The sequence below is a fragment of the Pseudomonas sp. NBRC 100443 genome (assembly GCF_030268185.1).
GTDB lineage: Bacteria > Pseudomonadota > Gammaproteobacteria > Pseudomonadales > Pseudomonadaceae > Pseudomonas > Pseudomonas citronellolis.
In genome coordinates, this window is record NZ_BSQE01000020.1 from 1 (window position 1) to 24,234 (window position 24,234).

General features: G+C 68.3%; 20 protein-coding genes and 3 tRNA genes. 3 read left to right on the top strand and 20 right to left on the bottom strand.

The features are described 5' to 3' along the window. The 7 genes from QSJ95_RS23450 to QSJ95_RS23480 form a co-directional block, all read right to left on the bottom strand. On the bottom strand, positions 1-439 hold a 439-nt coding region (locus QSJ95_RS23450), incomplete at its 3' end, for an IS110 family transposase (RefSeq protein ID WP_502945315.1). Positions 440-931: 492 nt separating this feature from the next. Beyond that, positions 932-3,589: an aminopeptidase N gene (gene pepN, locus QSJ95_RS23455; protein WP_285645626.1), complete on the bottom strand. Its 2,658-nt coding sequence runs from the start codon at positions 3,587-3,589 to the stop codon at positions 932-934. A 60-nt stretch (positions 3,590-3,649) separates the two neighbouring features. Further along, positions 3,650-4,495, bottom strand: coding sequence for a DUF2797 domain-containing protein (locus QSJ95_RS23460; RefSeq protein WP_285645628.1), 846 nt, complete (start codon positions 4,493-4,495; stop codon positions 3,650-3,652). Between the two features lie 13 nt (positions 4,496-4,508). Continuing rightward, positions 4,509-4,769 (bottom strand): YeaC family protein, encoded by a 261-nt coding sequence (locus QSJ95_RS23465; protein ID WP_009621084.1) that lies wholly within the window; start codon positions 4,767-4,769, stop codon positions 4,509-4,511. A 243-nt stretch (positions 4,770-5,012) separates the two neighbouring features. Further along, positions 5,013-5,879 carry a rhomboid family intramembrane serine protease gene (locus tag QSJ95_RS23470; RefSeq protein ID WP_285645632.1) on the bottom strand — a complete coding sequence of 289 codons (867 nt, stop codon included), beginning with the start codon at positions 5,877-5,879 and terminating at the stop codon, positions 5,013-5,015. Then, entirely contained in the window at positions 5,876-6,859 is a 984-nt protein-coding gene (locus QSJ95_RS23475; protein ID WP_009621082.1) for a metallophosphoesterase, read from the bottom strand. The genes QSJ95_RS23470 and QSJ95_RS23475 overlap by 4 nt, the downstream gene beginning before the upstream one ends. Next, positions 6,856-7,743, bottom strand: a complete 888-nt coding sequence (locus QSJ95_RS23480) for an NAD(+) kinase (protein WP_009621081.1) — start codon at positions 7,741-7,743, stop codon at positions 6,856-6,858. The genes QSJ95_RS23475 and QSJ95_RS23480 overlap by 4 nt, the downstream gene beginning before the upstream one ends. A 108-nt stretch (positions 7,744-7,851) precedes the next feature. Here QSJ95_RS23480 and QSJ95_RS23485 point away from each other — a divergent pair, with 108 nt between their 5' ends. Continuing rightward, positions 7,852-8,799 carry a DUF1853 family protein gene (locus tag QSJ95_RS23485; RefSeq protein WP_285645637.1) on the top strand — a complete coding sequence of 316 codons (948 nt, stop codon included), beginning with the start codon at positions 7,852-7,854 and terminating at the stop codon, positions 8,797-8,799. Positions 8,800-9,095: 296 nt separating this feature from the next. Here QSJ95_RS23485 and QSJ95_RS23490 read toward each other — a convergent pair whose 3' ends face one another. The 3 genes from QSJ95_RS23490 to QSJ95_RS23500 form a co-directional block, all read right to left on the bottom strand. Beyond that, positions 9,096-9,995, bottom strand: a complete 900-nt coding sequence (locus QSJ95_RS23490; RefSeq protein ID WP_285645638.1) for a 1-aminocyclopropane-1-carboxylate deaminase/D-cysteine desulfhydrase — start codon at positions 9,993-9,995, stop codon at positions 9,096-9,098. 42 nt (positions 9,996-10,037) lie between these two features. Continuing rightward, a complete protein-coding gene (locus QSJ95_RS23495; RefSeq protein ID WP_058072007.1) occupies positions 10,038-11,417 on the bottom strand; it encodes a hypothetical protein in 1,380 nt (459 codons plus the stop codon). Positions 11,418-11,650: 233 nt separating this feature from the next. Continuing rightward, positions 11,651-13,687, bottom strand: a complete 2,037-nt coding sequence (locus QSJ95_RS23500) for an NADPH-dependent 2,4-dienoyl-CoA reductase (protein ID WP_285645640.1) — start codon at positions 13,685-13,687, stop codon at positions 11,651-11,653. Between the two features lie 185 nt (positions 13,688-13,872). On the opposite strand from QSJ95_RS23500, the gene QSJ95_RS23505 reads away from it, so the two are divergent. Further along, on the top strand, positions 13,873-14,991 hold the full coding sequence (locus tag QSJ95_RS23505; protein WP_285645642.1) for a carbon-nitrogen hydrolase family protein: 1,119 nt from the start codon (positions 13,873-13,875) through the stop codon (positions 14,989-14,991). Positions 14,992-14,993: 2 nt separating this feature from the next. Beyond that, complete coding sequence (locus QSJ95_RS23510; protein WP_285645645.1) at positions 14,994-16,031, top strand: AraC family transcriptional regulator; 1,038 nt, start codon at positions 14,994-14,996, stop codon at positions 16,029-16,031. Positions 16,032-16,249: 218 nt separating this feature from the next. Here the strand turns inward: QSJ95_RS23510 and QSJ95_RS23515 are convergent. The 10 genes from QSJ95_RS23515 to accD all read right to left on the bottom strand — a co-directional run bounded on the left by QSJ95_RS23515 (position 16,250) and on the right by accD (position 24,026). Then, positions 16,250-16,326 (bottom strand) — tRNA-Asp (locus tag QSJ95_RS23515). Between the two features lie 115 nt (positions 16,327-16,441). Beyond that, positions 16,442-16,518, bottom strand: a tRNA-Asp gene (locus QSJ95_RS23520). Between the two features lie 15 nt (positions 16,519-16,533). Next, positions 16,534-16,609: transfer RNA gene (locus QSJ95_RS23525), tRNA-Val, on the bottom strand. A 337-nt stretch (positions 16,610-16,946) separates the two neighbouring features. Beyond that, positions 16,947-17,708, bottom strand: coding sequence for an SDR family oxidoreductase (locus QSJ95_RS23530; protein ID WP_134163509.1), 762 nt, complete (start codon positions 17,706-17,708; stop codon positions 16,947-16,949). Between the two features lie 5 nt (positions 17,709-17,713). Continuing rightward, on the bottom strand, positions 17,714-18,925 hold the full coding sequence (locus QSJ95_RS23535) for an O-succinylhomoserine sulfhydrylase (RefSeq protein WP_043313545.1): 1,212 nt from the start codon (positions 18,923-18,925) through the stop codon (positions 17,714-17,716). Between the two features lie 13 nt (positions 18,926-18,938). After that, complete coding sequence (purF, locus tag QSJ95_RS23540) at positions 18,939-20,444, bottom strand: amidophosphoribosyltransferase (RefSeq protein ID WP_043267465.1); 1,506 nt, start codon at positions 20,442-20,444, stop codon at positions 18,939-18,941. 101 nt (positions 20,445-20,545) lie between these two features. Next, entirely contained in the window at positions 20,546-21,088 is a 543-nt protein-coding gene (locus QSJ95_RS23545) for a CvpA family protein (protein WP_134163391.1), read from the bottom strand. A 91-nt stretch (positions 21,089-21,179) separates the two neighbouring features. After that, entirely contained in the window at positions 21,180-21,845 is a 666-nt protein-coding gene (locus QSJ95_RS23550; protein WP_285645649.1) for an SPOR domain-containing protein, read from the bottom strand. Between the two features lie 28 nt (positions 21,846-21,873). Then, on the bottom strand, positions 21,874-23,154 hold the full coding sequence (gene folC / locus QSJ95_RS23555; protein ID WP_285645651.1) for a bifunctional tetrahydrofolate synthase/dihydrofolate synthase: 1,281 nt from the start codon (positions 23,152-23,154) through the stop codon (positions 21,874-21,876). Then, positions 23,151-24,026 (bottom strand): acetyl-CoA carboxylase, carboxyltransferase subunit beta, encoded by an 876-nt coding sequence (accD, locus tag QSJ95_RS23560; protein WP_009621059.1) that lies wholly within the window; start codon positions 24,024-24,026, stop codon positions 23,151-23,153. Before accD ends, folC begins: the two co-directional genes overlap by 4 nt. Between the last annotated feature and the right edge of the window lie 208 nt (positions 24,027-24,234).

The following is a 24,234-nucleotide window of genomic DNA, read 5'->3' on the forward strand; positions in this document are numbered from 1 at the left end:
TACCCTGCTCCAGCAGCAGCCCGCGGATCTGATTACCCATGGCGGTGCGCCGCCGCACATAGCCCCGCCGGACACGGTGCCAGGCCTGCATCGCCAGTGCCGCGACGCTCTTCACCGGTACCGACGCAATACTGCTATCCCGGCCCGCCCGCAGAATGGCGTGGGCATCATTGCGATCATTCTTCGCTCCGCTCCGGTGCTCGGCCACCCGCTGGGCCGGCAGGATACGCACCAGGTTGCCCTGCGCCTGCAGCAGCCGAGCCCAGGCTTGTGCTCCAGGGCCGGTCTCCATCAGCACCGTCACGCCCTCCGGCAGCTTCTGCAGAAACACCTGAAACGCTTCACGCGACTTGATTCGCTGTTCGTACGCCAGTTGACCTTGGGCGTCTTCCCCCGCCACCTGGAAGACCTTTTTCGCCAGATCCACGGCGACTGTCATGCACACCGATACATCGGTTGCAGACATCGGCTTATTCATCGTCGTATGCTTTTTCATGGACTCACCCTCACTGTCGGTGGCTTCTTAGACCGCCACCGTGGCGCCTCGACGCCTCGGTGAGGGTGAGTCCATCCAATTACGAAAAGCGCCTCGGCGCCGTCGGCCTGCATGGCAGGAGGAGCACCACCGTAGGATGGCGTTGAGCGCAGCGATACCCATCACCACGACAGCATGGGTTTCGCAGGCTCAACCCATCCTACGAAAAGCACCTCGGCGCTGTCGGCGAAACCCTTGCCCCTGCCTGGCAGGAGGGCACCGTAGGATGGTGTTGAGCGAAGCGATACCCATCGCCAGGGTCCGATGGGTTTCGCAGGCTCAACCCATCCTACGAAGAACGCCTCGGCGCGATTGGCGAGACAGCAAGTCCACAGGCGAAAAAAAGGTGTTACCGGCAGGGCCGATAACACCTTTTTTCGTCAGCCAAGAGCAGCGTCAGGCGAGGCTCTTGCTGACCACCTCGTAGACGTCGCTGGACAGCTCGCCGGAGGCCAGGATGCGCTCCAGCTCGGCGCGCATCAGGGCCTGGCGCGCCGGGGCGTATTTGCGCCAGCGGGTCAGCGGCGCCAGCAGGCGCGAGGCGATCTGCGGGTTGAGCGCGTTGAGGGTGATCACCTGGTCGGCCAGGAAGCGGTAGCCCGCGCCGTCGGCGCGGTGGAAGTTGACCAGGTTCTGGTTGGCGAAGGCGCCGATCAGGGCACGGATCTTGTTCGGGTTCTTCAGGGTGAAGGCCGGGTGGCCCATCAGCGCCTGCACGCGCTCCAGGCCGCCGGGCAGGGTGCAGCCGGCCTGAACGCTGAACCACTGGTCCATCACCAGCGGGTTGTCCTTGAAGTAGTCGGCGAACATTTCCAGGCCCTTGGCCCTCTCGTCGTCATACGGCGAGTTGACCAGCACCGCCAGGGCGGTCAGGCGTTCGGTCATGTTATCGCAGGCCTCGTACTGCTCGAGGCAGGCCGCCAGCACTTCGTCGCCGCCCACCAGCATCAGGTAGGACAGCGCGATGTTCTGCAGGCTGCGCCGGGCGATGTGCTCGGCCTCGGCCAGGTACGGCGTCTTGCGCGAGGCTTCGCGGTTGGCCTGGTAACGCTGCCACAGCGGCTCGCGCAGGGCCTCGGCGATGCGCTTGCGGGCGAATTCGCGGGCGGCGTGGATGGCCTCGACGTCGGCCACTTCGCTCAGCTCCGTGAGGTAGGCCTCGCTGGGCAGCGAGAGCATCTCGGCGACCATCGCCTGGTCCAGGGCGTTGTCCTGCAGCAGGGTGTGGAAGGCAGCGATCAGACGTTCGTCGAGCACCAGTTGCTCGCCGCGCTGGTGCTGGCCGATCAGTTCCTGGAGCACCTGCACCGACAGCTGCTGGCCGGCTTCCCAGCGGTTGAAGCCGTCCTCGTCGTACTGCATGAGGAACATCAGCTGGTCGCGGTCGTAGGGGAAGCTCAGCTTCACCGGCGCGGAGAAGCCGCGCAGCAGCGACGGCAGCGGCTTCTCGGCCAGACCGACGAAGGTGAAGGATTGCTCGGCCTCGGTCACCTGCAGCACGCGGTTGCTGCCGTGGGCGTGTTCCTCGCCGGCCAGGCGCAGCGGCAGCGAGTTGCCCAGGTGGTCGAGCAGGCCCATTTCCACCGGGATGACGAAGGGCTGCTTGTCCTTCTGGCCCGGGGTCGGCGGGCAGCTCTGGCGGAAGGTCAGGGTGTAGCTCTGGGCGGCGGCGTCGTAGCTTTCCTCCACCGCCAGGCGCGGGGTGCCGGCCTGGCTGTACCAGCGCTTGAACTGCGTCAGGTCGACGCCGTTGGCGTCTTCCATGGCCTTGACGAAGTCGTCGCAGGTCACCGCCTGGCCGTCATGCCGTTCGAAGTACAGGTCGGTGCCCTTGCGGAAGCCCTCGGCGCCGAGCAGGGTGTGGATCATGCGCACCACTTCCGAGCCCTTCTCGTAGACGGTCAGGGTGTAGAAGTTGGAAATCTCGATGAAGGAGTCCGGGCGCACCGGGTGGGCCATGGGGCCGGCGTCCTCGGCGAACTGGTTGGTGCGCAGGAAGGCCACGTCCTCCACGCGCTTGACGGTGCGCGAGTTCATGTCGGCGGAGAACTCGCTGTCGCGGAACACGGTGAAGCCTTCCTTGAGCGACAGCTGGAACCAGTCGCGGCAGGTCACGCGGTTGCCCGACCAGTTGTGGAAGTATTCGTGGGCCACCACGCCCTCGACGCGCTGGTGCGCGGCGTCGGTGGCGGTCTCGGCCTTGGCCAGCACGCAGCTGGAGTTGAAGATGTTGAGCCCCTTGTTCTCCATGGCGCCCATGTTGAAGTCGTTGACCGCGACGATCATGAAGATGTCCAGGTCGTACTCGCGGCCGTAGACCTTCTCGTCCCAGCGCATGGCCTTCTTCAGGCTGTCCATGGCGTGCTGACACTTGTCGATGTTCTCCGGCTCGACGTAGATGCGCAGGGCGACTTCGCGCTCGCTCAGGGTGGTGTAGGTGTCTTCCACCGCCCAGAGGTCACCGGCGACCAGGGCGAACAGGTAGGCCGGCTTCCTGAACGGGTCCTGCCAGGTGGCCCAGTGCCGCCCATCCTCTTCCGAACCGCTGGCCACCGGGTTGCCGTTGGACAGCAGCACCGGGTACCGATGCTGCTCGGCAGAGACGGTGGTGGTGAAGCTGCTCATCACGTCCGGGCGGTCGAGGTAGTAGGTGATCTTGCGGAAGCCCTCGGCCTCGCACTGGGTGCAGAACATCTTGCCGGACTTGTACAGGCCTTCCAGCGCGGTGTTCTTCTCCGGGTGGATGCGCACGGTGCTGTCGACGGTGAACTGTTTCGCGGTCGGCTGCAGCGTCAGGTGGTTCTCGTCCAGCTGGTAGTCGCCCTCTTCCAGCACGCGGTCGTCCAGGGCCACCCATTGCAGCTCCAGCTGCTGGCCGTCGAGCACCAGCGGCGGCAGGCCCTCGCCGCGCTCGGGGTTGCGGCGCATGACCAGTTGCGCGTGGACCAGAGTGTGGTCCTCGTACAGCTCGAAGGTCAGGTTGGTCTCGTCGATCAGGTACTCGGGCGCCTGGTAGTCCTTGAGGTAGATGACTTTCGGTTGATCAGTGCGCATGTGGCCCTCCGGGCAGCTTCAAGCTTCGAGCTTCAAGCCGCAAGTTCGTGGTTCGCCGGCTCAGCTTGCCGCTTGAGGCTTATAGCTGATGGCTAGCTGATAAGCTGTGTACTTACGGATATTGATGACGCCGGTGTCGAAGATCAGGTACTGGCCCTTGATGCCTTGCAGGGTACCCTCCACCACCGGCGTCTTGTCCAGATCGAAGCTGGTGATCTTGGCCAGGTAGGCCTGCACCGGGTAGCGGATCTCGATCGGCTCGATGTCGCTCACCGGCTGGATGGCCTGCAGGCCGAAGCGCTGCTGCAGCTCGCGCAGGCCCTCGGCGCAGTGGTCGAACAGCTGCTCGCGGATGGCCGCCAGGTCCAGCGGCTCGGCCTCGCCCTTGAGCAGGGCGCGCCAGTTGGTGCGGTCGGCCACCTGGCTGCGCAGCAGGTCTTCCACCAGCCCGGACTGCTGGCGCGTGGCCACCCGCAGGATCGGCAGCGCCTGGCGCGCGCCCTGGTCGATCCAGCGCGTCGGCACCTGGGTGGCGCGGGTGATGCCCACCTTCACGCCCGAGGAGTTGGCCAGGTAGACCACGTGGTCGGTCATGCAGAAACGCTCGCCCCACGCAGGCTCGCGGCAGGTGCCTTCGTCGTAGTGGCACTTCTCCGGGCTGACGATGCAGCTGTCGCACTGCGCCAGCTTGGTGAAGCAGGGGTAGCAGTAGCCCTGGCTGAAGCTCTTCTTCGTCTTGCGCCCGCAATGGCAGCAGTGGATGGCGCCCAGGTATTCCAGGCGCAGGGTCTTGCCGATCAGCGGGTTGACCGCGATTTCCTCCTCGCCGAGGCGGAAGGCGTACTGCACGGGGCTTTCAAGGCGCGCCGACATCTTGCTCAGGGCGCCGCGTCCTAGCTCTTCCATCAAAGCCCGGCCATCAGTGCAGCGAATTGGACGAGAAGAGGATGTTGGGGATCGGCTCGGCGTGGGACTCGCACTCCTGCGGGCCCATGTAACCGGTGCGCTGGTCCTCGGGCAGGTTCTGCAGCTCCCAGGCGATCATCGCCTGCAGGCACAGCTCCTTCTGTTCCTGGGTGAGCTTGCGGCCGTCCGGCCACTTGCCGATCTCCACGGCGAGCTTGAGGCTCTCGTAGATTTCCGGGGTGATGTTCTCGATGGTTTCGGCGAAGGACGACATGGGGCCGGCTCCTGCTGGGGGCAAAACCGGCATTCTACCGGGCCGGGCGGCCTGGCGCACGAACAGAGGTCAAACGGTGGCATGGACGTAGGGCGTATGACGCTCCGCGTTATACGCCGGTTGGCCGTGGCCGCCGGCCTGCTCGCGGTCATGCGGGAAACCGATAACCCTGGTGCCGGTGATGAATTGGATGTTGCGGCGATGGGTATCGCTTCGCTCAACGCCATCCTACGGCGCCAAGGATCAGGCCTGGCGCCCGCGCGCCAGCATGCCGCCCAGCGCGCCGGTCAGGCAGCCGATCGCCAGCCCGCCGACGTGGGCGCCGTTGGCGATGGAGCCGAAGCCCAGCAGGTCGATGACGCCGGACAGGCACACCAGCAGCCAGATCAGCATCATCGCCACCACGCCCCTGGGCAGGCGGTAGGCCGGGGTCGGCGCCAGCAGCTGGAATATCCAGCAGTGCCCGAGCAGGCCGTAGAGCACGCCGGACAGGCCGCCGAACAGGCTCGGCCCGGAGGCCAGGTACTGCACGACGTTGGACACCAGGCCGAAGCCCAGGCTCAGGCCCAGCAGCATGACGCCGCCCTGGCGGTATTCGATGCGCCGGCCCAGTTCCCAGTACCACATGGCGTTCATCGCCAGGTGCAGCCAGCCGAAGTGGATCAGCATGGGCGTGAACAGGCGCCACCACTGCCCCGCCGCCAGGCCCTCGGCCAGCGGCTGGAACAGCACCCGGTCGCTGCCGACCAGTTGGAAGTCCTGGAAGGTGAACCAGCGCAGGGTGTCCGGGTTGCCGCCGAGCAGGGTCAGGGCGGCGACCGCGAAGGTCACCAGCAGCACCGCGGCGGTCACCCTGCTGGCCCGCACCTGGGCCAGGAAGCCCGGGCCGCGGCGCTGCGGCAAGGTATTGGAAGCCAGCTCGGGGTCGCCCTGCGGGTAGCGCCGGTAGAGGTCGCGCACCTGCTCGGCCAGGCTTTCGTCCGGCACCCAGAGCACCTGTTCGCCGGCCTCCTCGCTGACCCGGAAGGGCAGGTTCAGGCGTTGCAGCAGGCCGACGAAACCGGCGAGGTCCGCCGCCAGGGGCAGGCGCATGGCCACTACCGCGCTCACTCATCCTCTCCCGGACGCTTCACGTCCACCCAGACGAACTTGTCGCGCTGCAGGCGCGTTTCCTGGTCCAGCCGGTAGGCCACCAGCTTGCCGTACATGACCGCGCTGTAGTCCAGGCAGGCCAGGTTCGGGCGGATCGGCGCCGGCGTGCCGCGACGCCAGTAGTGGCCGACGAACAGCAACGGCTCGTCGGCGCCGTAGCTCAGCAGGCTGGACTTCTGCTCGGCGCTCAGGCGCTCGGCGGCCACCTCGTCGGGCAGCGCGTCGGGCTGGAAGACGATGTCGCCGTAGGTCTCCGGCTCGCGGTCCTCTTCCCAGAACTTGGTGCGGAAGAACGCGCGGGTGAAGCCGTCGCTGCCGGTCAGGGTCATGCCGTTGGGCAGGCGCATGTCGGTGCCGCGCAGCAGGCGGTTGCACACCTGGTAGGCGAAGCTGCCGTGCTCGGCGGAGGACTGCAGGAAGGCCTCGTCGATGCGCCCGTCGGGGAACTGCCGGCGCAGCGAGTCGATCAGCTCGTTGTCCCAGCAGGCGTGGACCATGCGGAAGCGCCCGGCGTCGAGGAACAGCGGCAGGCGCCGGAACCAGCCGAGGAAGTCGCGCCAGTCGCCGGGGTGGCCCTCGAACTGGTCGAGGGTTTCCTGGATCAGCCGCGCGTGCCGCGGGGTGTGCTCGCGCAGGTACTGGCGGCCGCTGCCCGGCGCCGCCGGGGTGGACCAGCCGAGCAGGTTGTACTCGTGGTTGCCCATGATGCACAGGGCCTCGCCGGCGGCGACCATGTCGTGCACCCGGTGCAGGGCCTCGCGGATGCGCGGGCCGCGGTCGACGATGTCGCCGAGGAACAGCGCCTGGCGCCGCGGGTGGCGCCAGACGCCGCCGTGCAACTGGTAGCCCAGCCGCTCCAGCAGGCGGTCGAGGGTGTGTGCGCAGCCGTGGACATCGCCGATCAGGTCGTAGCCACGGCCCGGGTCGAGTTCGCTCACTCGCTGCTCCCCAGCCGGCTGCCCCAGCCGAGCTTGGTCCGGCAGACCTCGTAGTAGTTGTGGTCTATCGGGTGGATCAGGCGCAGCTTCTGCGGCTTCTTGCTCACCGTGACCATGTCGCCCGGCGCGCAGGTGAAGTGGTTCTGCCCGTCGCAGGAGACCTGCGGGTAGATCTGCATGTTCGGCGACACCACTATCTTCAGCTCGCTGTTGCCGTCGACCACGATCGGCCGGCTGGACAGGGTGTGCGGGTACATCGGCACTATGACGATGGCGTCCAGCTTCGGATGCATGATCGGGCCGCCGGCGGACAGCGAGTAGGCGGTGGAGCCGGTGGGCGTGGCGACGATCAGGCCGTCGGCCTTCTGGCTGCAGACGAACTGGCCGTCGATGTGCAGCTCGAACTCGATCATCCGCGTCGACTTGCCGGGGTGCAGCACCACGTCGTTGAGCGCGTCGCCCTGGCCGATGGATTCGCCGTGGCGGCGCACCTGGGCGTCGAGCAGGAAGCGGCTTTCGACGATGTACTGGCCGCCGAGCACCTCGTCCACCTTGGTCTCCAGCTCGTCCGGGCGGATGTCGGTGAGGAAGCCCAGGCTGCCGCGGTTGATGCCCAGCACCGGCACCTTGTGCCGGGCCAGCGCGCGCGCCGCGCCGAGCATGCTGCCGTCGCCGCCGACGACGACGACCAGGTCGCAGATCTCGCCCATGATCTTCCGCGAGCAGGTCTGCAGGCCGTGGCCGGGCAGCACTTCGGCGATGGTGTCCTCGAGGATCACGTGCAGGTGCCGCTCGGTCAGGAAGCGCTTCAGCCGGCGGATGGTTTCCAGCACCTGGGTGCTGCCGAGGCGGCCGATGATGCCGATATTGCGAAAGGATTCCATGAGACTCCAGGCGGCGGGTGCGAGCGGGTAGTGCCCGGAATTATGGGGGAAACCCCCGAACAGCGGCAAACCCGCGCACCAGCGCGGGCGTTCGGCTAGGCTGCACGGATGAAGTCGACCGCCTACCTGCTCGCTGAGCTGCTAGCCGAACTGCGCCAACCCGCGGTACGCGACCTCGCCTGGACCCTGCTCGGCGAACCCCTGCTGGATGCCGGTGGCGCCCTGCCCCTGCGTCATCCGCTGGCGGCGAGCCGCTGGCTGGCCGAGCCGGAGCTTCTGGGCGGCTGGCTGCGCGAACAGGAAAGGCACAGCGAAGCGCTGCAAGCCTGGCTGCAGCGTTCGCCGCAACAACGCCTGGGCCGCTACTACGAACGCCTCTGGCAGTTCGCCCTGCAACAGGCTCCGGACCTGCGCCTGCTCGGCGCCAACCTGGCGGTGCGCGACAACGGCCACACCCTGGGCGAGCTGGACCTGCTGCTGGAGGACGACGACGGCCTGCACCACCTGGAGCTGGCCATCAAGCTCTACCTGGGCCCCAGCCGCGAAGGCCCGGAAGACTGGCTCGGCCCCGGCGCCGAAGACCGCCTGGCGAACAAGCTGCGCCACCTGCGCGAGCACCAGCTACCGCTCTCCTCCACCCCGCACGGCCGCGCCCTGATCGCCGGTTTCAGCAGCGCCCCGGTGCAAGCCGCGCTCTGGCTGGGCGGCTACCTGTTCTACCCCTGGCCCGGCGAGTGCGCGGCGCCGGAGGGCGCCAACCCCGATCACCTGAGCGGCTCCTGGCTGCACCGCAGTCACTGGCCGCTGTACCGCGCCCAGGGCACGGGGCGCTGGCAGCCGCTGCCACGCAGCGAATGGCTGGCTCCGGCGCGCAAGACCGCCGAGCAGAGCTGGACGCCGGAGCGCTTCGACGCCTGGCTGGCGCAGTTGCCGGCGGATGCCTTCCCGCAGTTGCTGGTGCGCCTGGAGGAACAGCAGGGGGAATGGTACGAGGCCGAACGGCTGTTCCTGGTCGGTGACCAGTGGCCGCGGGTGCATAACGGCTATTCCCACTGATGGCTGCCCGGAGCGGCGGGGTGGTTCCGTAGGATGGGTTGAGCGAAGCGATACCCATCGCCATGGCAGCATGGGTTTCGCAAGCTCAACCCATCCTACGAAGAGCATCTCGGCGCGGTCGGCAAGACAGTCGCGCCTACAACCGTGCCCTACGTGTTCGCCGTGGAGTACGGCCTACACCTGTAGCGCGCCCTGCCCGCGATTCCGCGCGCAGGGCGCGCGAATGACGTGGGTGGGTCGTAGCGGATCTTATCCGCGATCCGCGCCGATATATCCGTCCGACGCGAACGAATACCCTACGGCAATCGCCGCAAACGCTCTTCCATCGTCCGCCTACCCTGCAGGCCGCCGCTGTGCACGGCGACCAGGCGGCTGCCGCGGGGCACCCGCCCGGCGCTTACCTCGTCGTGCAGGGCCAGCAGCAGCTTGCCGGTGTACAGCGGCTCCAGCGGCACGCCGGTTGCGGCCTCGAAGTCAGCCATGAAGTGCACCAGCCCGGCATCCACCTTGCCGAAACCGCCGCGGCTGGCGTTCAGCAGACGATAACCGGCGTCTTCATGCCCCGCCTCGGCCAGCAGCCGCGGCAGCATGGCTTCCACGCCATGGCCAGGCGGCACCGCCAGGGCGCCGATCAGCGGGTGCGCGCCCTGCTCGCCCAGCACCAGCCCGGCCAGGGTGGTGCCAGTGCCACAGGCGGCCCAGAGCTGGTCGTAACCGTTCCAGCCGATGCCCGGCAATTGCTCACCCAACTGTTCCACCAATGGCGCGCAACCCAGCGCGCCGGGCAAACCGCCACCGCCCTCGTCCACCGCCAGCAGGTGTGGGTAGCGTTCGCGCCAGGGCGCCCAGAAACCTTCGGCATGGCGCTCGCGGTAGCCGGCGTAGCCGAGCCAGTGCAGTTGCATGCCCCAGGCGCGCAGGTCGCGCACCGTGGGCGTGTCCTGTTCGTTTCCGCGCAGCAGGCCGACGGTGGCGAAGCCGAAGCGCTGGCCGGCGGCGGCCAGGGCGTGCAGGTGGTTGGAATGGGCGCCGCCCAGGCTGATCAGGCCTTCCAGGCCCTGTTCGGCGGCCTGGCGCAGGTAGGGCGCCAGCTTGAACCACTTGTTGCCGGACACCCGCTCGTCGACCAGGTCCAGGCGCAACAGTGCCAGCTCGACGCCAGCTTGTTCCAGCCAGTCGAGGCGCAGCTGTTGCAAGGGAGGTAGCGGGCGCCAATCGGGGAATCGCAGGGCAGCCACCTAGCCCGCGGTCACGCCACGCAGGCCGCCGCTGGTCTTGTGCCGGGCGCAGCAGTTGCTGTCGCCGTCGACGAAGCGGCCCGGGGTATCCACGCGGTCGACCGGCAGCGCGCAGCGTTCGCCGTTGGACAGGCGGCCGTCGCAGGTCGGCTGCTGGTAGTGGGCCAGCCACTGGCAGTACTGGGCTTCGGAGACGAAGCATTTGGCGGCGGCGTAGGCCATGGGGTTTTCCTGGTAGCGCGGGATGTCCTGCAGCGGAATGGTCAGGTGCCCGGCGCCGGGATGATAGACGACGAAGATCACCCCGAGCGAGGTCAGCTTCTCCAGCAGCGCATCGCTCTGCGCCCGCGCCGCCTGGGCAGCCAGCTCGCGACGCAGGGCCTCGTTGTCCTGCTGCAGCTGGCGGTCCAGTTCGTTGCGGTAGCTCAGCTCGGCATCGCGCAGCGCCAGTTGTTCCTTGTACTGGGCGATCACCGCCGCGACCTTCGCATCGGCCTCGCCCTCGAACTGCGTGCGCAGTTCCTCCAGCTCCGCGCGCCCCTGCTGCTCGATGCTGCGCAGTTGCGCGGTCAGTTCCTCGCGGCCGCGCTGGAAGCCGTCCACCCGCTCATCCAGCTCGCGGCGCAGGCCGGCATTGATTTCTTCCTCGCGCTTGAGCCCCTCGCGCAGCGCGGCCAGTTCGGCCTGCAGCACCTTGACCTGTTCCTCGGCGCCCAGGCGCAGGCGTTGCAGCTCCTGCTCGTGCTGCTGGCTCAGGCTGGACAGGCGCGAGGCCTGCTGGCCGAGCAGCTCGGCGGTCTTCTGCCGGTGTTCTTCCAGCATCGCCTGGGCCAGCTTCTCGGCCTGCTCCTGCGGGTCCTGCGCCGGCGTCGCGTACCACTGGTGCTCGGCGGCGACCTTCAGGCGCTGCGGCTCGACGGCGACGGGCTCCTCCTCCACCAGCAGGCCGAGGTGGTTGCGCCGGATCGCGTCGCGCAGCATCACCAGGTGGTTGTTGCCCGTCACCAGGCTCGGGTCCCACAGGTGCATCTGGTGCCAGGACACCGGGCACTGGCTGCGGCAGGCCAGGCGGATCGGCCCGGCGCCCATGTCCGGGCCGCGCCCGGCGCGGTCGGCGAGCTGGCGCAGCGGCAGGTTCCAGCCGCGGTCGGCCTCGCCGTTCTCGTCGAAATCCAGGTAGAAGAACACCGCCGCCTTGACCTGCAGGCGCCCGTTGATCAGCACATAGGCCAGGCGCATCTGCCGGTCGGCGAACTCGTGCATCTGCACGACGTTGTCGAGCAGGGCCTCGAATTCGGGATAGAGCATCTGCTTGCAGATGCCTCGCTCATCGAAGAAGGCCACGGCCTCGACCATCTGAGGCTTTTTCTGCAGGCTCATGACGGGACCTCTGGACTGTCGCGAACAGGGTTGGGCCCGCACAGGGGCCGGCAGCCGGGCTTCGAACGCACCGCTGCCGGGGCAAGTCTAGGGGAAATAGTGACGCAGGCGATGTGACTGGGTTGGCAGTCACTCGGCTGGCTGTAAGAAGGCGACGTACGACAGACAGAAAACTGTGACGGGCTCCGCCCTTTGCCGCCCGGACGGCGCATCCGGGCGGCAAAGGCAAGGGATCAGAGTTCGGCAGCCAGGCGCGAGCCCTGGTTGATGGCGCGCTTGGCATCCAGTTCGGCGGCCACGTCGGCGCCGCCGATCAGGTGCACCTTCTGCCCGGCGGCGACCAGGCCGTCGTGCAGCTCGCGCAGCGGCTCCTGGCCGGCGCAGACGATCACGGTATCCACCGGCAGCACCTGCGGCTCGCCCTCGGCGATGCGGATGTGCAGCCCGGCGTCGTCGACCTTGAGGTACTCCACGCTGTTGAGCATCTGCACCCGCTTGTTCTTCAGCCCGGTGCGGTGAATCCAGCCGGTGGTCTTGCCCAGGCCGTCGCCGACCTTGGACTTCTTGCGCTGCAACAGGAACACTTGGCGCGCCGCGGCATGCGGGTGCGGCTGGATGCCGGCGACGCCGCCGCGGGCTTCCAGGTTCTCGTCGATGCCCCACTCCTTCCAGAAGGCGTGGCGATCCAGGCTGGTGGATTCGCCGTCATGGGTGACGTACTCGGAGACGTCGAAGCCGATGCCGCCGGCGCCGATCACCGCCACCTTCTGCCCCACCGGCTTGCGCTCGAGGATGGCGTCCAGGTAGCTGATCACCTTCGGGCTGTCGATGCCGGGGATGGCCGGGGTGCGCGGGACGATGCCGGTGGCCAGGAGGATCTCGTCGAAGCCGCCCTTGGCCAGGTCGTCGACCGACACGCGAGTGTTCAGGCGCAGGTCGACGCCGGTGGTCTCCAGCTTGCGCTTGAAGTAGCGCAGGGTCTCGTAGAACTCTTCCTTGCCCGGCACGCGCTTGGCCACGTTGAACTGTCCGCCGATCTCGCCGGCGGCGTCGAACAGCGTCACCTGGTGGCCACGCTCGGCGGCCACGGTGGCGGCGGCCAGGCCGGCCGGGCCGGCGCCGACCACGGCGACCTTCTTCACGTGGGTGGTGGGGATGTAGTTCAGCTCGGTCTCGTGGCAGGCGCGCGGGTTGACCAGGCAACTGGTCAGCTTGCCGCCGAAGGTATGGTCCAGGCAGGCCTGGTTGCAGCCGATGCAGGTGTTGATCTCGTCCGCGCGGCCTTCGGCGGCCTTGTTGACGAAGTCCGGGTCGGCGAGGAACGGCCGGGCCATGGAGACCATGTCGGCGTCGCCCTCGGCCAGCACCTTCTCGGCCACTTCCGGGGTGTTGATGCGGTTGGTGGTGACCAGCGGGATGCCCACCTCGCCGCGCAGCTTGGCGGTGACCTTGGTGAAGGCCGCGCGCGGCACCTTGGTGGCGATGGTCGGGATGCGCGCCTCGTGCCAGCCGATGCCGGTGTTGATCAGGGTGGCGCCGGCCTGCTCGATGGCCTTGGCCAGCAGGACGATCTCGTCCCAGGTGCTGCCGCCTTCCACCAGGTCGAGCATCGACAGGCGGTAGATGATGATGAAGTTCGGCCCCACCGCCTCACGCACGCGGCGGACGATCTCCACCGGCAGGCGCATGCGGTTCTCGTAGCTGCCGCCCCAGCGGTCGGTGCGCTGGTTGGTGTGGGCGACCAGGAACTGGTTGATGAAGTAGCCTTCCGAACCCATGATCTCGACGCCGTCGTAGCCGGCCTGCTGGGCCAGGGCCGAGCAGGTGACGAAGTCCTGGATCTGCTTCTGGATGCCCTCCTCGTCCAGCTCGCGCGGCTTGAACGGGTTGATCGGCGCCTGGATGGCGCTGGGCGCCACGGATTTCGGGCTGTAGGCGTAGCGCCCGGCGTGGAGGATCTGCATGCAGATCTTGCCGCCGGCCTCGTGCACCGCCTGGGTGACGACCTTGTGCTTCTCGGCCTCCTCGGCGGTGGTCAGCTTGGCTGCGCCGGCGTACACGCCGCCTTCCTCGTTCGGGCCGATGCCGCCGGTGACCATCAGGCCGACGCCGCCGCGGGCGCGCTCGGCGAAATAGGCGGCCATGCGTTCGAAGCCGTTGGGCTTCTCTTCCAGGCCGGTGTGCATCGAGCCCATCAGGGTGCGGTTGCGCAGGGTGGTGAAGCCCAGGTCCAGGGGCGCGAGCAGGTGCGGGTAGCGGGCGGCGGTCATGATTCCTCCACATCGGGCATGGTGCCGGGGCCTCGGACGGGCCACGGTCGGTATGGGGCAGACTCTAAGCAGCGCCCAGGGCGCGCTCAATGACCGGAAATGACAACTTACTGATCGAAGATGACAGCACGGCTTGGCAAGCCGGCGCCGCTCCCCTACCCTGGCAGCCAGTCCCGGAGCCCCGCATGCGCAAGCTGACATTCCTCATCCTGGTCACCCTCTTCGCCGCCTACGCCGGCTGGGCCGAGCGCCGCCCGGTGGGCCACTACCTGTCCGACCTGCGCAGCCAGGTGGTGCTCAACCAGGGCGCGCCTTCCGCACGCGGCAACCTGCTGGGCGTGCAGCCCGAGCTCTACGCCCCCGACTACCAGAACGTCGAGCGCCTGCGCCTGAAGCTCGCGGCCTACCTGGAGAAGGCCCGCAGCGAAGGCCTGCTCGGCCCGCGCACGGTGGTGGTGTTCCCCGAGCACATCGGCACCTGGCTGGTGGCCGCCGGCGAGAAGCCCGAGGTCTACCAGGCCCGGCACCTGGCCGAGGCCATGCAGTGGATGGCCGTCAGCAACCCGGTGAAGCTGGCCCGCGGCTGGCTCATCGCCAAGGGCCGCGACCGCTTCACCGACGCCCTGTTCCGCATGAAGGCGGTGGACATGGCCCACGACTACCAGACGCTGTTCGGCGGCCTGGCCCGGCAGTTCGGCGTCACCCTGGTGGCCGGCTCCATCGTCCTGCCCAACCCCAAGGTGGAGGACGGCGTGCTGGTCACCGGCAACGGCAGCCTGTACAACGCCAGCCTGGTGTTCGGCAGCGACGGCAGGCCGCTGGGCCAGCCGCAGCGCAAGGTCTTCCCCATCGACGACGAGAAGCCCTTCATCCGCGCCGGCCACAGCGACAACCTGCAGGTGCTGGACACGCCGGCCGGGCGCCTGGGCGTGCTGATCTGCGCCGACAGCTGGTACCCGATCAACTACGCGGTGCTGGCCTCGGAAAAGGTCGAGCTGCTGGCGGTGCCCGCCTTCCTCACCGGCAACGGCCAGTGGCAACAGCCCTGGCGCGGCTACAACGGCGCGCGCACGCCTTCCGACGTGCAGCTCAAGCCCGGCGAGCTGAGCGAAGGCCAGGCCTGGCAGCAACTGGCCCTCGGCGGGCGCCTGGCCGCCAGCGGCGCCCAGGCCGGCATCGCGGTGTTCCTCCGCGGGCAGCTGTGGGATCTGGGCAGCTCCGGCCCCGGCCTGGTGGTCGACCGTGGCGGCCAGCGGCTCGCCGAAGACGGCCCGGGCGCACGCCTGATCAACCTCTGGCTGTGACCATGAAGCAACCGGGCATGCGGCTGGGCGACCTCTCCATAGGCTTCGTCCACGGCCTGGCCGACGCCCTGGAAGACCGCGGCGTGCCGGCGCAGCCGCTGCTGCTGCAGTACGGGCTGGACGCAGCGCGCTTCGCCGAACCCGGCGGGCGCCTGTCGATCCCGCGCTACATGCGCCTGGGCCACGCGGCCATCCAGCTCAGCGGCGACCCCGCCCTGGGCCTGCGCATGGGCCAGTTCAGCCGCATCCAGCAACTCGGCCTGCCCGGCGTCACAGCCGCCCTGGCCCCCGACCTGCGCGCCGCCAGCCGCGCGCTGATCCGCTTCGAACCGCTCTACGCGCAGAATTACCGCGGCCGCTCCAGCCTGACCGAGGATGCCGGCGGCGCCTGGCTGAGCTTCTATTCCATCAGCCCGTACAACGCCTACAACCGCTTCGTGGTGGATTCGGTGCTGGCCGGCTGGCTCAGCTACCTGGCGCGCATCGCCGGGCAGCCGCTGCGCCCGCTCCGGGTGGAGATCGAGTACCCGGCGCCGGACTATGCGGCCCGCTACGAGGAATTCTTCGGCTGCCCGGTGGAGTTCGCCGCCGGCGCCAACCGCCTGCGCCTGGACCAGGCCAGCCTGGCCCTGGGCAACCGCGAGCACTGCCCCAGCACCTGGCGGCAGATGCAGGAAATCTGCGAGAAGGAACTGGAGCTGCGCACCCGCACGCGCACCCTGCGCGAGCGCGTGGTGCAACTGCTGGGGCCGCTGCTCAACGGCCGCGAGCCGGACCTGGAAGAGGTCGCCGCGCGCCTCAAGCTGCCGACCTGGACGCTGCGCCGCAAGCTGGCCGAGGAAGGCACGCAGTTCCGCAGCATCCTCAACGAGACGCGCCGCGACCTGGCGATGATCTACATCCGCGACACCGACCTGGCCTTCGGCGAGATCGCCTACCTGCTCGGCTTCGCCTCGGCCGAGGCCTTCCAGCGCGCCTTCAAGCGCTGGAGCGGCCAGCCGCCGGGGGAATACCGCCGCGCGCAGCGGCAGGCCGGCTGATCACATCTCGGTGGCGTCGTCCGCCGGCTCCGGCGGATCGCACTCGGCGCGGTGTTCTTCGAGCAGTTCTTCCTGGTAGTCGTCCATGGCTGCCTCCCATCGCGTTCGACAAGGTCATGGATGCAGACTAGCCGGCGCGGATGAATGGCGCATGACCGCCGGCTTTTCCCGGCGCAATGAAAGAGCCCCCAGGCATGGCTGCCTGAGGGCTTGGAATATGGCGCAGCGGACGGGACTCGAACCCGCGACCCCCGGCGTGACAGGCCGGTATTCTAACCGACTGAACTACCGCTGCGCGTCGGCTGGACTTGCGTCCAAGGGTGTTACGGCCTTCCATCCTGCCTGTCGCTACGGAGCCTTGACTCTACGTGGCGGCGAGTTCGGGGTGGTGAACTCCAGGAGGGGGAAGATGGCGCAGCGGACGGGACTCGAACCCGCGACCCCCGGCGTGACAGGCCGGTATTCTAACCGACTGAACTACCGCTGCGCGTAACTTGCGAGATGGTGGGTGATGACGGGATCGAACCGCCGACCCTCTGCTTGTAAGGCAGATGCTCTCCCAGCTGAGCTAATCACCCTTCGTCTCGAAGTGGGGCGCATTCTACCGGCGGCATTTCCTAAGTCAATGCCCTGGTTGGATTTTTTTTGAAATTTCGTGCTTTGGGGGAACGCGGGAAGCCAGTTGCCTTTGGGGTTGGGCGTAGCGCGCCGCTGCGAGCATCCGCTTTCAGGGCGCTTCGAGCTCGACCGCGACGCCGGGCATAAGCTCTGTGAAACGGCGGATAACCGCGAACGGTTATTCGCCCTACGCCAGTCTCGACCTTGGCGTAGGGCGCATAACGCCTACGGCGCTATCCGCCGTTTGACCTCGATTCCAGGCGCGCTTCGGGGACGGTCACGGAGCCCCCCCCGACCTCAGTCGAGATAGATCATCTTGCGCGTCATGCCGCCGTCGACGACGAACTCCTGGCCAGTAACGAAGCCAGCGTTGTCGCCCAGCAGCCAGGCCACCAGCGCAGCGACGTCTTCCACCGTGCCGACGCGGCCGACCGGGTGCTGGTCGTGGTCCAGCTCGGTGAGCGGCGCCGCCTGGCGCTCGTGGAGGTCGCGGGCGTCGATCCAGCCGGGGCTGACCGCGTTGACGCGGATTTCCGGGCCCAGGCTCATGGCCAGCGCGTGGGTCAGGGCGAGGATGCCGCCCTTGCTCGCCGCGTAGGCTTCGGAGCTGCGCTCGGACTGGTGCGCGCGGGTCGAGGCGATGTTGACGATGCTGCCCTGGTGCGCCCGAAGGTAGGGCGCGCAGTGCTTGGCCAGCAGCATGGGGCCGCTGAGGTTCACCGCCAGGGTGCGGTTCCACTCGTTGAGCGTCAGGCTCTCCAGCGACGTGACGCCCGGGCGGGCGATAGCCGCGTTGCACACCAGGGCGTCGAGGCGGCCGAACTGCCCGAGCACCTCGGCCACGGTCTGCGCCACCTGGCTTTCCTGGGATACGTCCAGGGCGATGAACCAGGCCTTGTCGCCCAGCGCCTCGGCGACCTTGGCGCCGCGCTCGCGGTCCTGGTCGACCAGCACCACCTGCCAGCCCTCGGCGATCAGCCAGGCGCTGATCCCCAGGCCGATGCCCCGCGCCGCGCCGGTGACCAGCGCGACCTTGCCGTTGCCGATGATCGCTGCCAGGTCGCTCACAGTGCCGCCAGGCCTCGTGCCAGGTCCTTCTTGATGTCGTCGACGTCCTCCAGGCCCACCGCGACGCGGATCAGGTTGTCGCGGATGCCGGCGTTCTCGCGCTCCTGCGGCGACAGGCGGCCGTGGGAGGTGGTCGCCGGGTGGGCGATGGTAGTCTTGGTGTCACCCAGGTTGGTGGTGATGGAGATCATCCGGGTGGCGTCGATGAAGCGCCAGGCCGCGGCCTTGTCGCCCTTCACCTCGAAGCTGACCACCGCGCCGAAGCCCTTCTGCTGCCGCTTGGCCAGTTCGTGCTGCGGGTGGCTGGCCAGGCCGGCGTAGTAGACGCGCTCGATGCCCGGCTGCTGTTCCAGCCACTCGGCCACGTCCTGGGCCGCGGCGCAATGCGCCTGCATGCGCACGCGCAGGGTTTCCAGGCCCTTGAGGAAGATCCAGGCGTTGAACGGGCTCAGGGTCGGGCCGGCGGTGCGCAGGAAACCGACCACGCCTTCCATCAGCTTGCGGCTGCCGGCGACCACGCCGCCCATGCTGCGGCCCTGGCCGTCGATGTACTTGGTCGCCGAGTGGATCACCACGTCCGCGCCGAGTTTCAGCGGTTGCTGCAGCGCCGGGGTGCAGAAGCAGTTGTCCACCGCCAGCAGCGCGCCATGGGCGTGGGCGATCTCGGCCAGGGCGGCGATGTCCACCAGCTCGGCCAGGGGGTTGGACGGCGACTCGACGAACAGCAGTTTGGTGTTCGGCTTGATCGCCGCTTCCCAGGCCTTCAGGTCGCTCAGCGGCGGGTAGTCCACCTGCACGCCGAAGCGCTTGAAGTACTTCTCGAACAGGCTGATGGTCGAGCCGAACACGCTGCGCGAGACCAGCACATGGTCGCCGGCGCTGCAGTGGGTCATCACCAGCGAGAGGATGGCCGACATGCCGGTGGAGGTGGCCACCGCCTGCTCGGCGCCTTCCAGGGCGGCGATGCGCTCTTCGAAGGTGCGCACCGTCGGGTTGGTGTAGCGCGAGTAGACGTTGCCCGGCACCTCGCCGGCGAAGCGCGCGGCGGCGTCGGCGGCGCTGCGGAATACGTAGCTGGAGGTGGGGAACAGCGCTTCGCCGTGCTCCGCCTCCGGGGTGCGTTGCTGCCCGGCGCGTACCGCCAGGGTGTCGAAGGCGGCGCCTTCCAGGTCACTGTCCAGGCGACCGGCTTCCCATTCCTGTGCCATCCCCTGCTCTCCTTCAGTCGTTGTACAGATCGATGATGGCGCTGACCGCGTTGGCCTTGGCCTTGGTCGCGTCGTTGCGCGCCTGCTCGATCCGGTTCAGATAGGCTTCGTTGACGTCGCCGGTCACGTACTGGCCGTCGAAGACCGCGCAGTCGAAGTGCTCGATCTTGATCTTGCCGCCGCCGACCGCGTCGATCAGGTCCGACAGGTCCTGGTAGACCAGCCAGTCGGCGCCGAGCAGTTCGCACACCTCTTCGGTGCTGCGGTCATGGGCGATCAGTTCGTGGGCGCTCGGCATGTCGATGCCGTAGACGTTGGGGTAGCGCACGGCTGGGGCTGCGGAGCAGAAGTAGACCTTCTTCGCCCCGGCCTCGCGGGCCATCTGGATGATCTGCTTGCTGGTGGTGCCGCGGACGATGGAGTCGTCCACCAGCATCACGTTCTTGCCGCGGAATTCCAGCTCGATGGCGTTGAGCTTCTGGCGCACCGACTTCTTGCGCGCGGCCTGGCCGGGCATGATGAAGGTACGGCCGATGTAGCGGTTCTTCACGAAGCCTTCGCGGAACTTCACGCCCAGCCGGTTGGCCAGCTCCAGGGCGGAGGTGCGGCTGGTGTCGGGGATCGGGATGACCACGTCGATGTCGTGCTCCGGGCGCTCGCGGAGGATCTTCTCGGCCAGCTTCTCGCCCATGCGCAGGCGCGCCTTGTACACCGAGATGCCGTCCATCAGCGAGTCCGGGCGGGCCAGGTAGACGTGTTCGAAGATGCACGGCGAGTATTTCGGGTTGGCCGCGCACTGGCGGGTGAACAGCTTGCCTTCCTCGGTGATGTACACCGCTTCGCCCGGCGCCAGGTCGCGGATCAGGGTGAAGCCGAGGACGTCCAGGGCCACGCTTTCCGAGGCGATCATGTATTCCACGCCGTTCTCGGTGTGGCGCTGGCCGAAGACGATCGGGCGGATCGCGTTGGGGTCGCGGAAGCCGACGATGCCGTAGCCGGTGATCATCGCCACCACGGCATAGCCGCCGACGCAGCGGGCGTGCACGCCGGCCACCGCGGCGAAGACGTCTTCCTCGGTGGGCTGCAGCTTGTTGCGCACCGCCAGCTCATGGGCGAAGACGTTGAGCAGCACTTCCGAGTCGGAGTTGGTGTTGACGTGGCGCAGGTCGGATTCGTAGATCTCCTTGGCCAGCTGCTCGACGTTGGTCAGGTTGCCGTTGTGCGCCAGGGTGATGCCGTAGGGCGAGTTGACGTAGAACGGCTGGGCCTCGGCGGAGCTGGAGCTACCGGCGGTCGGATAGCGCACGTGGCCGATGCCGACCTTGCCCACCAGGCGCTGCATGTGGCGCTGCTGGAAGACGTCACGGACCAGGCCGTTGTCCTTGCGCAGGTAGAGCCTGTCGTCCTGACAGGTGACGATGCCGGCAGCGTCCTGGCCGCGATGCTGGAGAACGGTGAGCGCGTCATACAACGCCTGATTGACGTTCGACTTGCCCACGATACCGACGATGCCACACATGCGACGCAACCCCTAGTTGGTTTACAGGCTAAAAAATTCCGTTCCCGCCGCCCCACCCGGGCCGGCGTCGGGCGGCGCACTGCGCCACCCTGGCCCAGCCGTCACTGGCTGGGCAGCATACTCCCCATCCCGACCGGCGGTGCCAGCTGGCCACTGGCGAACCAGTGCCCGGCCAGGTTGAGGACGATGTTCTTCGACCAGTCGGCGACCAGCAGGAAGTGCGGCAGCAGCACCGACTGCTGCCACCACGGGTCCTGTTGCACCGGCGCCAGGCTCAGCAAGCCGACCAGCAAAACCACCAGCAGCACGCCGCGGGCACCGCCGAAGGCCATGCCGAGCACGCGGTCGGTGCCGGACATGCCGGTCACCCGGACCAGTTCGCCGATGAGGAAATTGACCAGCGCCCCCAGCAGCAGGGTGACCACGAAAAGCAGCGCGCAGGCGGCGATGACGCGGCCGGAGGGCAGTTGGATGTAAGGCGCGAGACGTTCGGCCAGCGCGCCGCCGAACATCCAGGCGACCGCACCCGCGACAATCCAGGTGAGCAGGGACAGGGCTTCCTTGACGAAGCCGCGGCTCAGACTGATCAGGCTGGAAATGACGATGATGCCGATCATCGTCCAATCGACCCAGGTAAATGCCACGTTGCGGCCCAGAAACGAAAAAGGCCCCGCATTTTAGCAGAGCCCCGGGGTTTAGCGGAGCCCCCGATGCATCGGGAGCCGCTCATCGGTGTCAGCCGCGTTCGGGCTGGAAGCGCACCACGAAGCCGTTGAGCTTCTGCTGCTTGCTCAGCTGCGCCTTCAGGCGGTCGGCCTCGGCGCGCTCGATCACCGGCCCGACGAACACCCGGTTCATGCCGTCGAAGCTGCGCACGTAGGCGTTGTAGCCCTGGCTGCGGAGGCTCTTCTGCAGTTCCTCGGCGCGGGCGCGGTTGGACAGGCTGGCCAATTGCACCGACCAGCTCACCGCCAGCTTGTCGGCGTCCAGGCGCTGGGCCGGCGCGGCGGGCGCGCTGGCCTGGGCCGGCGGCGTGGCCGGTTGCTGGGCAGGGCGCGGCGCCGGGGCGGCGGGCTGCTGGGCCGGCGTTTGCGGCAGGCTGGCGATGGGCGTGGAAGGCGCAGTGGTCGGCGCGGGACTGGGCACCGGCGCCTGAACCTGGGGCTGAGCGTCGGGGGCCTGTGGCGCTTCGGCCACCGGGGCCTGGGGTTCGGGCACCGGCGTCGGCTGCACTTCCACCGCAGGCATGGCCGGCGTCTTCGGCATCGCCGGGGCGTCGACCGTCACCTGGCGCACCTCGTCCTGGCGGCTGAACAGCATCGGCAGGAAGATCACCGCCAGCGCCAGCAACACCAGCGCACCGACGATCCGCTGCTTGAGCCCCTTATCCAGCAAAGCCATTGCCACTCCCCCGTTTCTTGACCGCTTGTCAGTCCTGGTTGCCGTCCAGCCAGCTCAGGGCATCCGCCACGCTGTAGAAGGAGCCGAACACCAGGATCTCGTCGTCCGCCGACGCCTGCGCGCACTGTGCTTCGAGCGCCGCGGCGATGTCGTCATGCACGCTGGCCTGCGCGCCACGCGCAAGCAAGGCTGCCGCCAGCTCGCCGGCCGGGCGCGAGCGCGGCGTGGGCAAGGGGGCGACCGCCCAATCCTGCACCAAGCCGAGCAAGGGTTCCAGCACCCCGTCCAGATCCTTGTCCGAAAGCAGGCCGAAAACCGCCAGGCGCCGGCCCTTCGGCGGCCGCGCGGCAAGGCGGCGGGCCAGGTAGTCGGCGGCATGGGGGTTGTGCCCGACGTCCAGCAGCAGGTGGCGCGGCTGCCCCTGCCAGGTCGCCTCGCGGCGGTCCAGGCGGCCGCTCACGCGGGTCCGCAGCAGGGCCGCGAGCAGGCGCTCGGGCTGCCAAGGCAGGCCCAGCAGCGCATAGACCTGCAGCGCCAGGGCGGCATTCTCCATGGGCAGGTCGAGCAGGCTCAGGTGGTGCAGGCGCAGCGGGGTGCCGTCGGCGCCACGGCCGTGCCAGTGCCAGTCGTGCTCGCCGATGGCCAGGTCGAAGTCGCGGCCGCGCAGCAGCAGCGGCGCGCCCAGGGCGCGGGCCTGGTCCAGCAGCGGCTGCGGCGGTTCCAGGTCGCCGCACACGGCCGGCTTGCCGGCGCGGAAGATGCCGGCCTTCTCGAAGGCCACGCTGTCGCGGTTGTCGCCCAGCCATTCGGCATGGTCGAGGCCGATGCTGGTGACCACGGCGACGTCGGCGTCCACCAGGTTCACCGCGTCCAGCCGGCCGCCAAGGCCGACTTCCAGCACCACCGCATCGAGACCGGCGCGCTCGAACAGCCAGAAGGCCGCCAGGGTGCCCATCTCGAAATAGGTCAGGGAGATTTCGCCGCGCGCCGCCTCGACCGCGGCGAAGGCCTCGCAGAGCGCTTCATCGCTGGCCTCGCGGCCCTGAATGAGCACGCGCTCGTTGTAGCGCAGCAGGTGCGGCGAGGCGTACACGCCGACCTTCAGGCCCTGCTCGCCGAGCAACTCGGCGAGGAAGGCGCAGGTGGAGCCCTTGCCGTTGGTGCCGGTGACGGTCACCACGCGCGGCGCCGGGCGCCCCAGGCCGAGGCGGACGGCCACCTCGCGGGAGCGCTCCAGGCCCATGTCGATGGCCGAGGGATGCAGCTGTTCGAGGTAGCCGAGCCAGTCGGCCAGGGAACGCTGGCTCATCCTGCGAGGGCGGTGCTGGGGGTGTTGGTGAACTTGGCCAGCAGCTTGGCCAGGCGGTCGCGCATTTCCGCGCGGTGCACGATCATGTCGATGGCGCCGTGTTCGAGGAGGAACTCGCTGCGCTGGAAGCCTTCGGGCAGCTTCTCGCGCACGGTCTGCTCGATCACCCGCGGGCCGGCGAAGCCGACCAGGGCCTTGGGCTCGCCGACGATCACGTCGCCGAGCATGGCGAGGCTTGCGGAAACGCCGCCGTAGACCGGGTCGGTCAGCACGGAAATGAACGGGATGCCTTCCTCGCGCAGGCGCGCCAGGGCGGCGGAGGTCTTGGCCATCTGCATCAGCGAGATCAGCGCTTCCTGCATGCGCGCGCCGCCGGAGGCGGAGAAGCAGATCATCGGGCAGCGGTGCTCCAGGGCGTAGTTGGCGGCGCGCACGAAGCGCTCACCGACGATGGAGCCCATGGAACCGCCCATGAACGAGAACTCGAAGGCCGCGGCCACGACGGGCAGGCCCTGCAGCTTGCCGCTCATGGCGATCAGCGCGTCCTTCTCGCCGGTGTCCTTCTGCGCGGCGGCCAGGCGGTCCTTGTACTTCTTGGTGTCGCGGAACTTCAGGCGATCCACCGGCTCCAGCTCGGCGCCCAGCTCCTCGCGGCCTTCCTCGTCGAGGAAGATGTCCAGGCGGGTGCGCGCGCCAATGCGCATGTGGTGGTCGCACTTGGGGCAGACGTCCAGGGTCTTTTCCAGCTCCGGCCGATACAGCACGGCGTCGCAGGACGGGCACTTGTGCCACAGGCCTTCCGGTACCGAGCTCTTCTTCGCCTCGGAACGCATGATGGAAGGGATCAGCTTGTCTACCAGCCAGTTGCTCATGCTCTGTTCTCCAATGCGGGGACAGTGCGCTCAGCGGCCCGAAGCCTTGCGCCTGCCCGTGAGCAGAAAAAATCACCATCGGCGCCGTGGCTCGGCCACGGCCCCTCGAAATCGCGGCGCGCCCTGGGCGGCGCCTTCGCCAGGCCGACACGGGGTCGGCGCTGGCATGACAAAACGTCAACAGCTCCTAATGACGGTGGCAGACCGC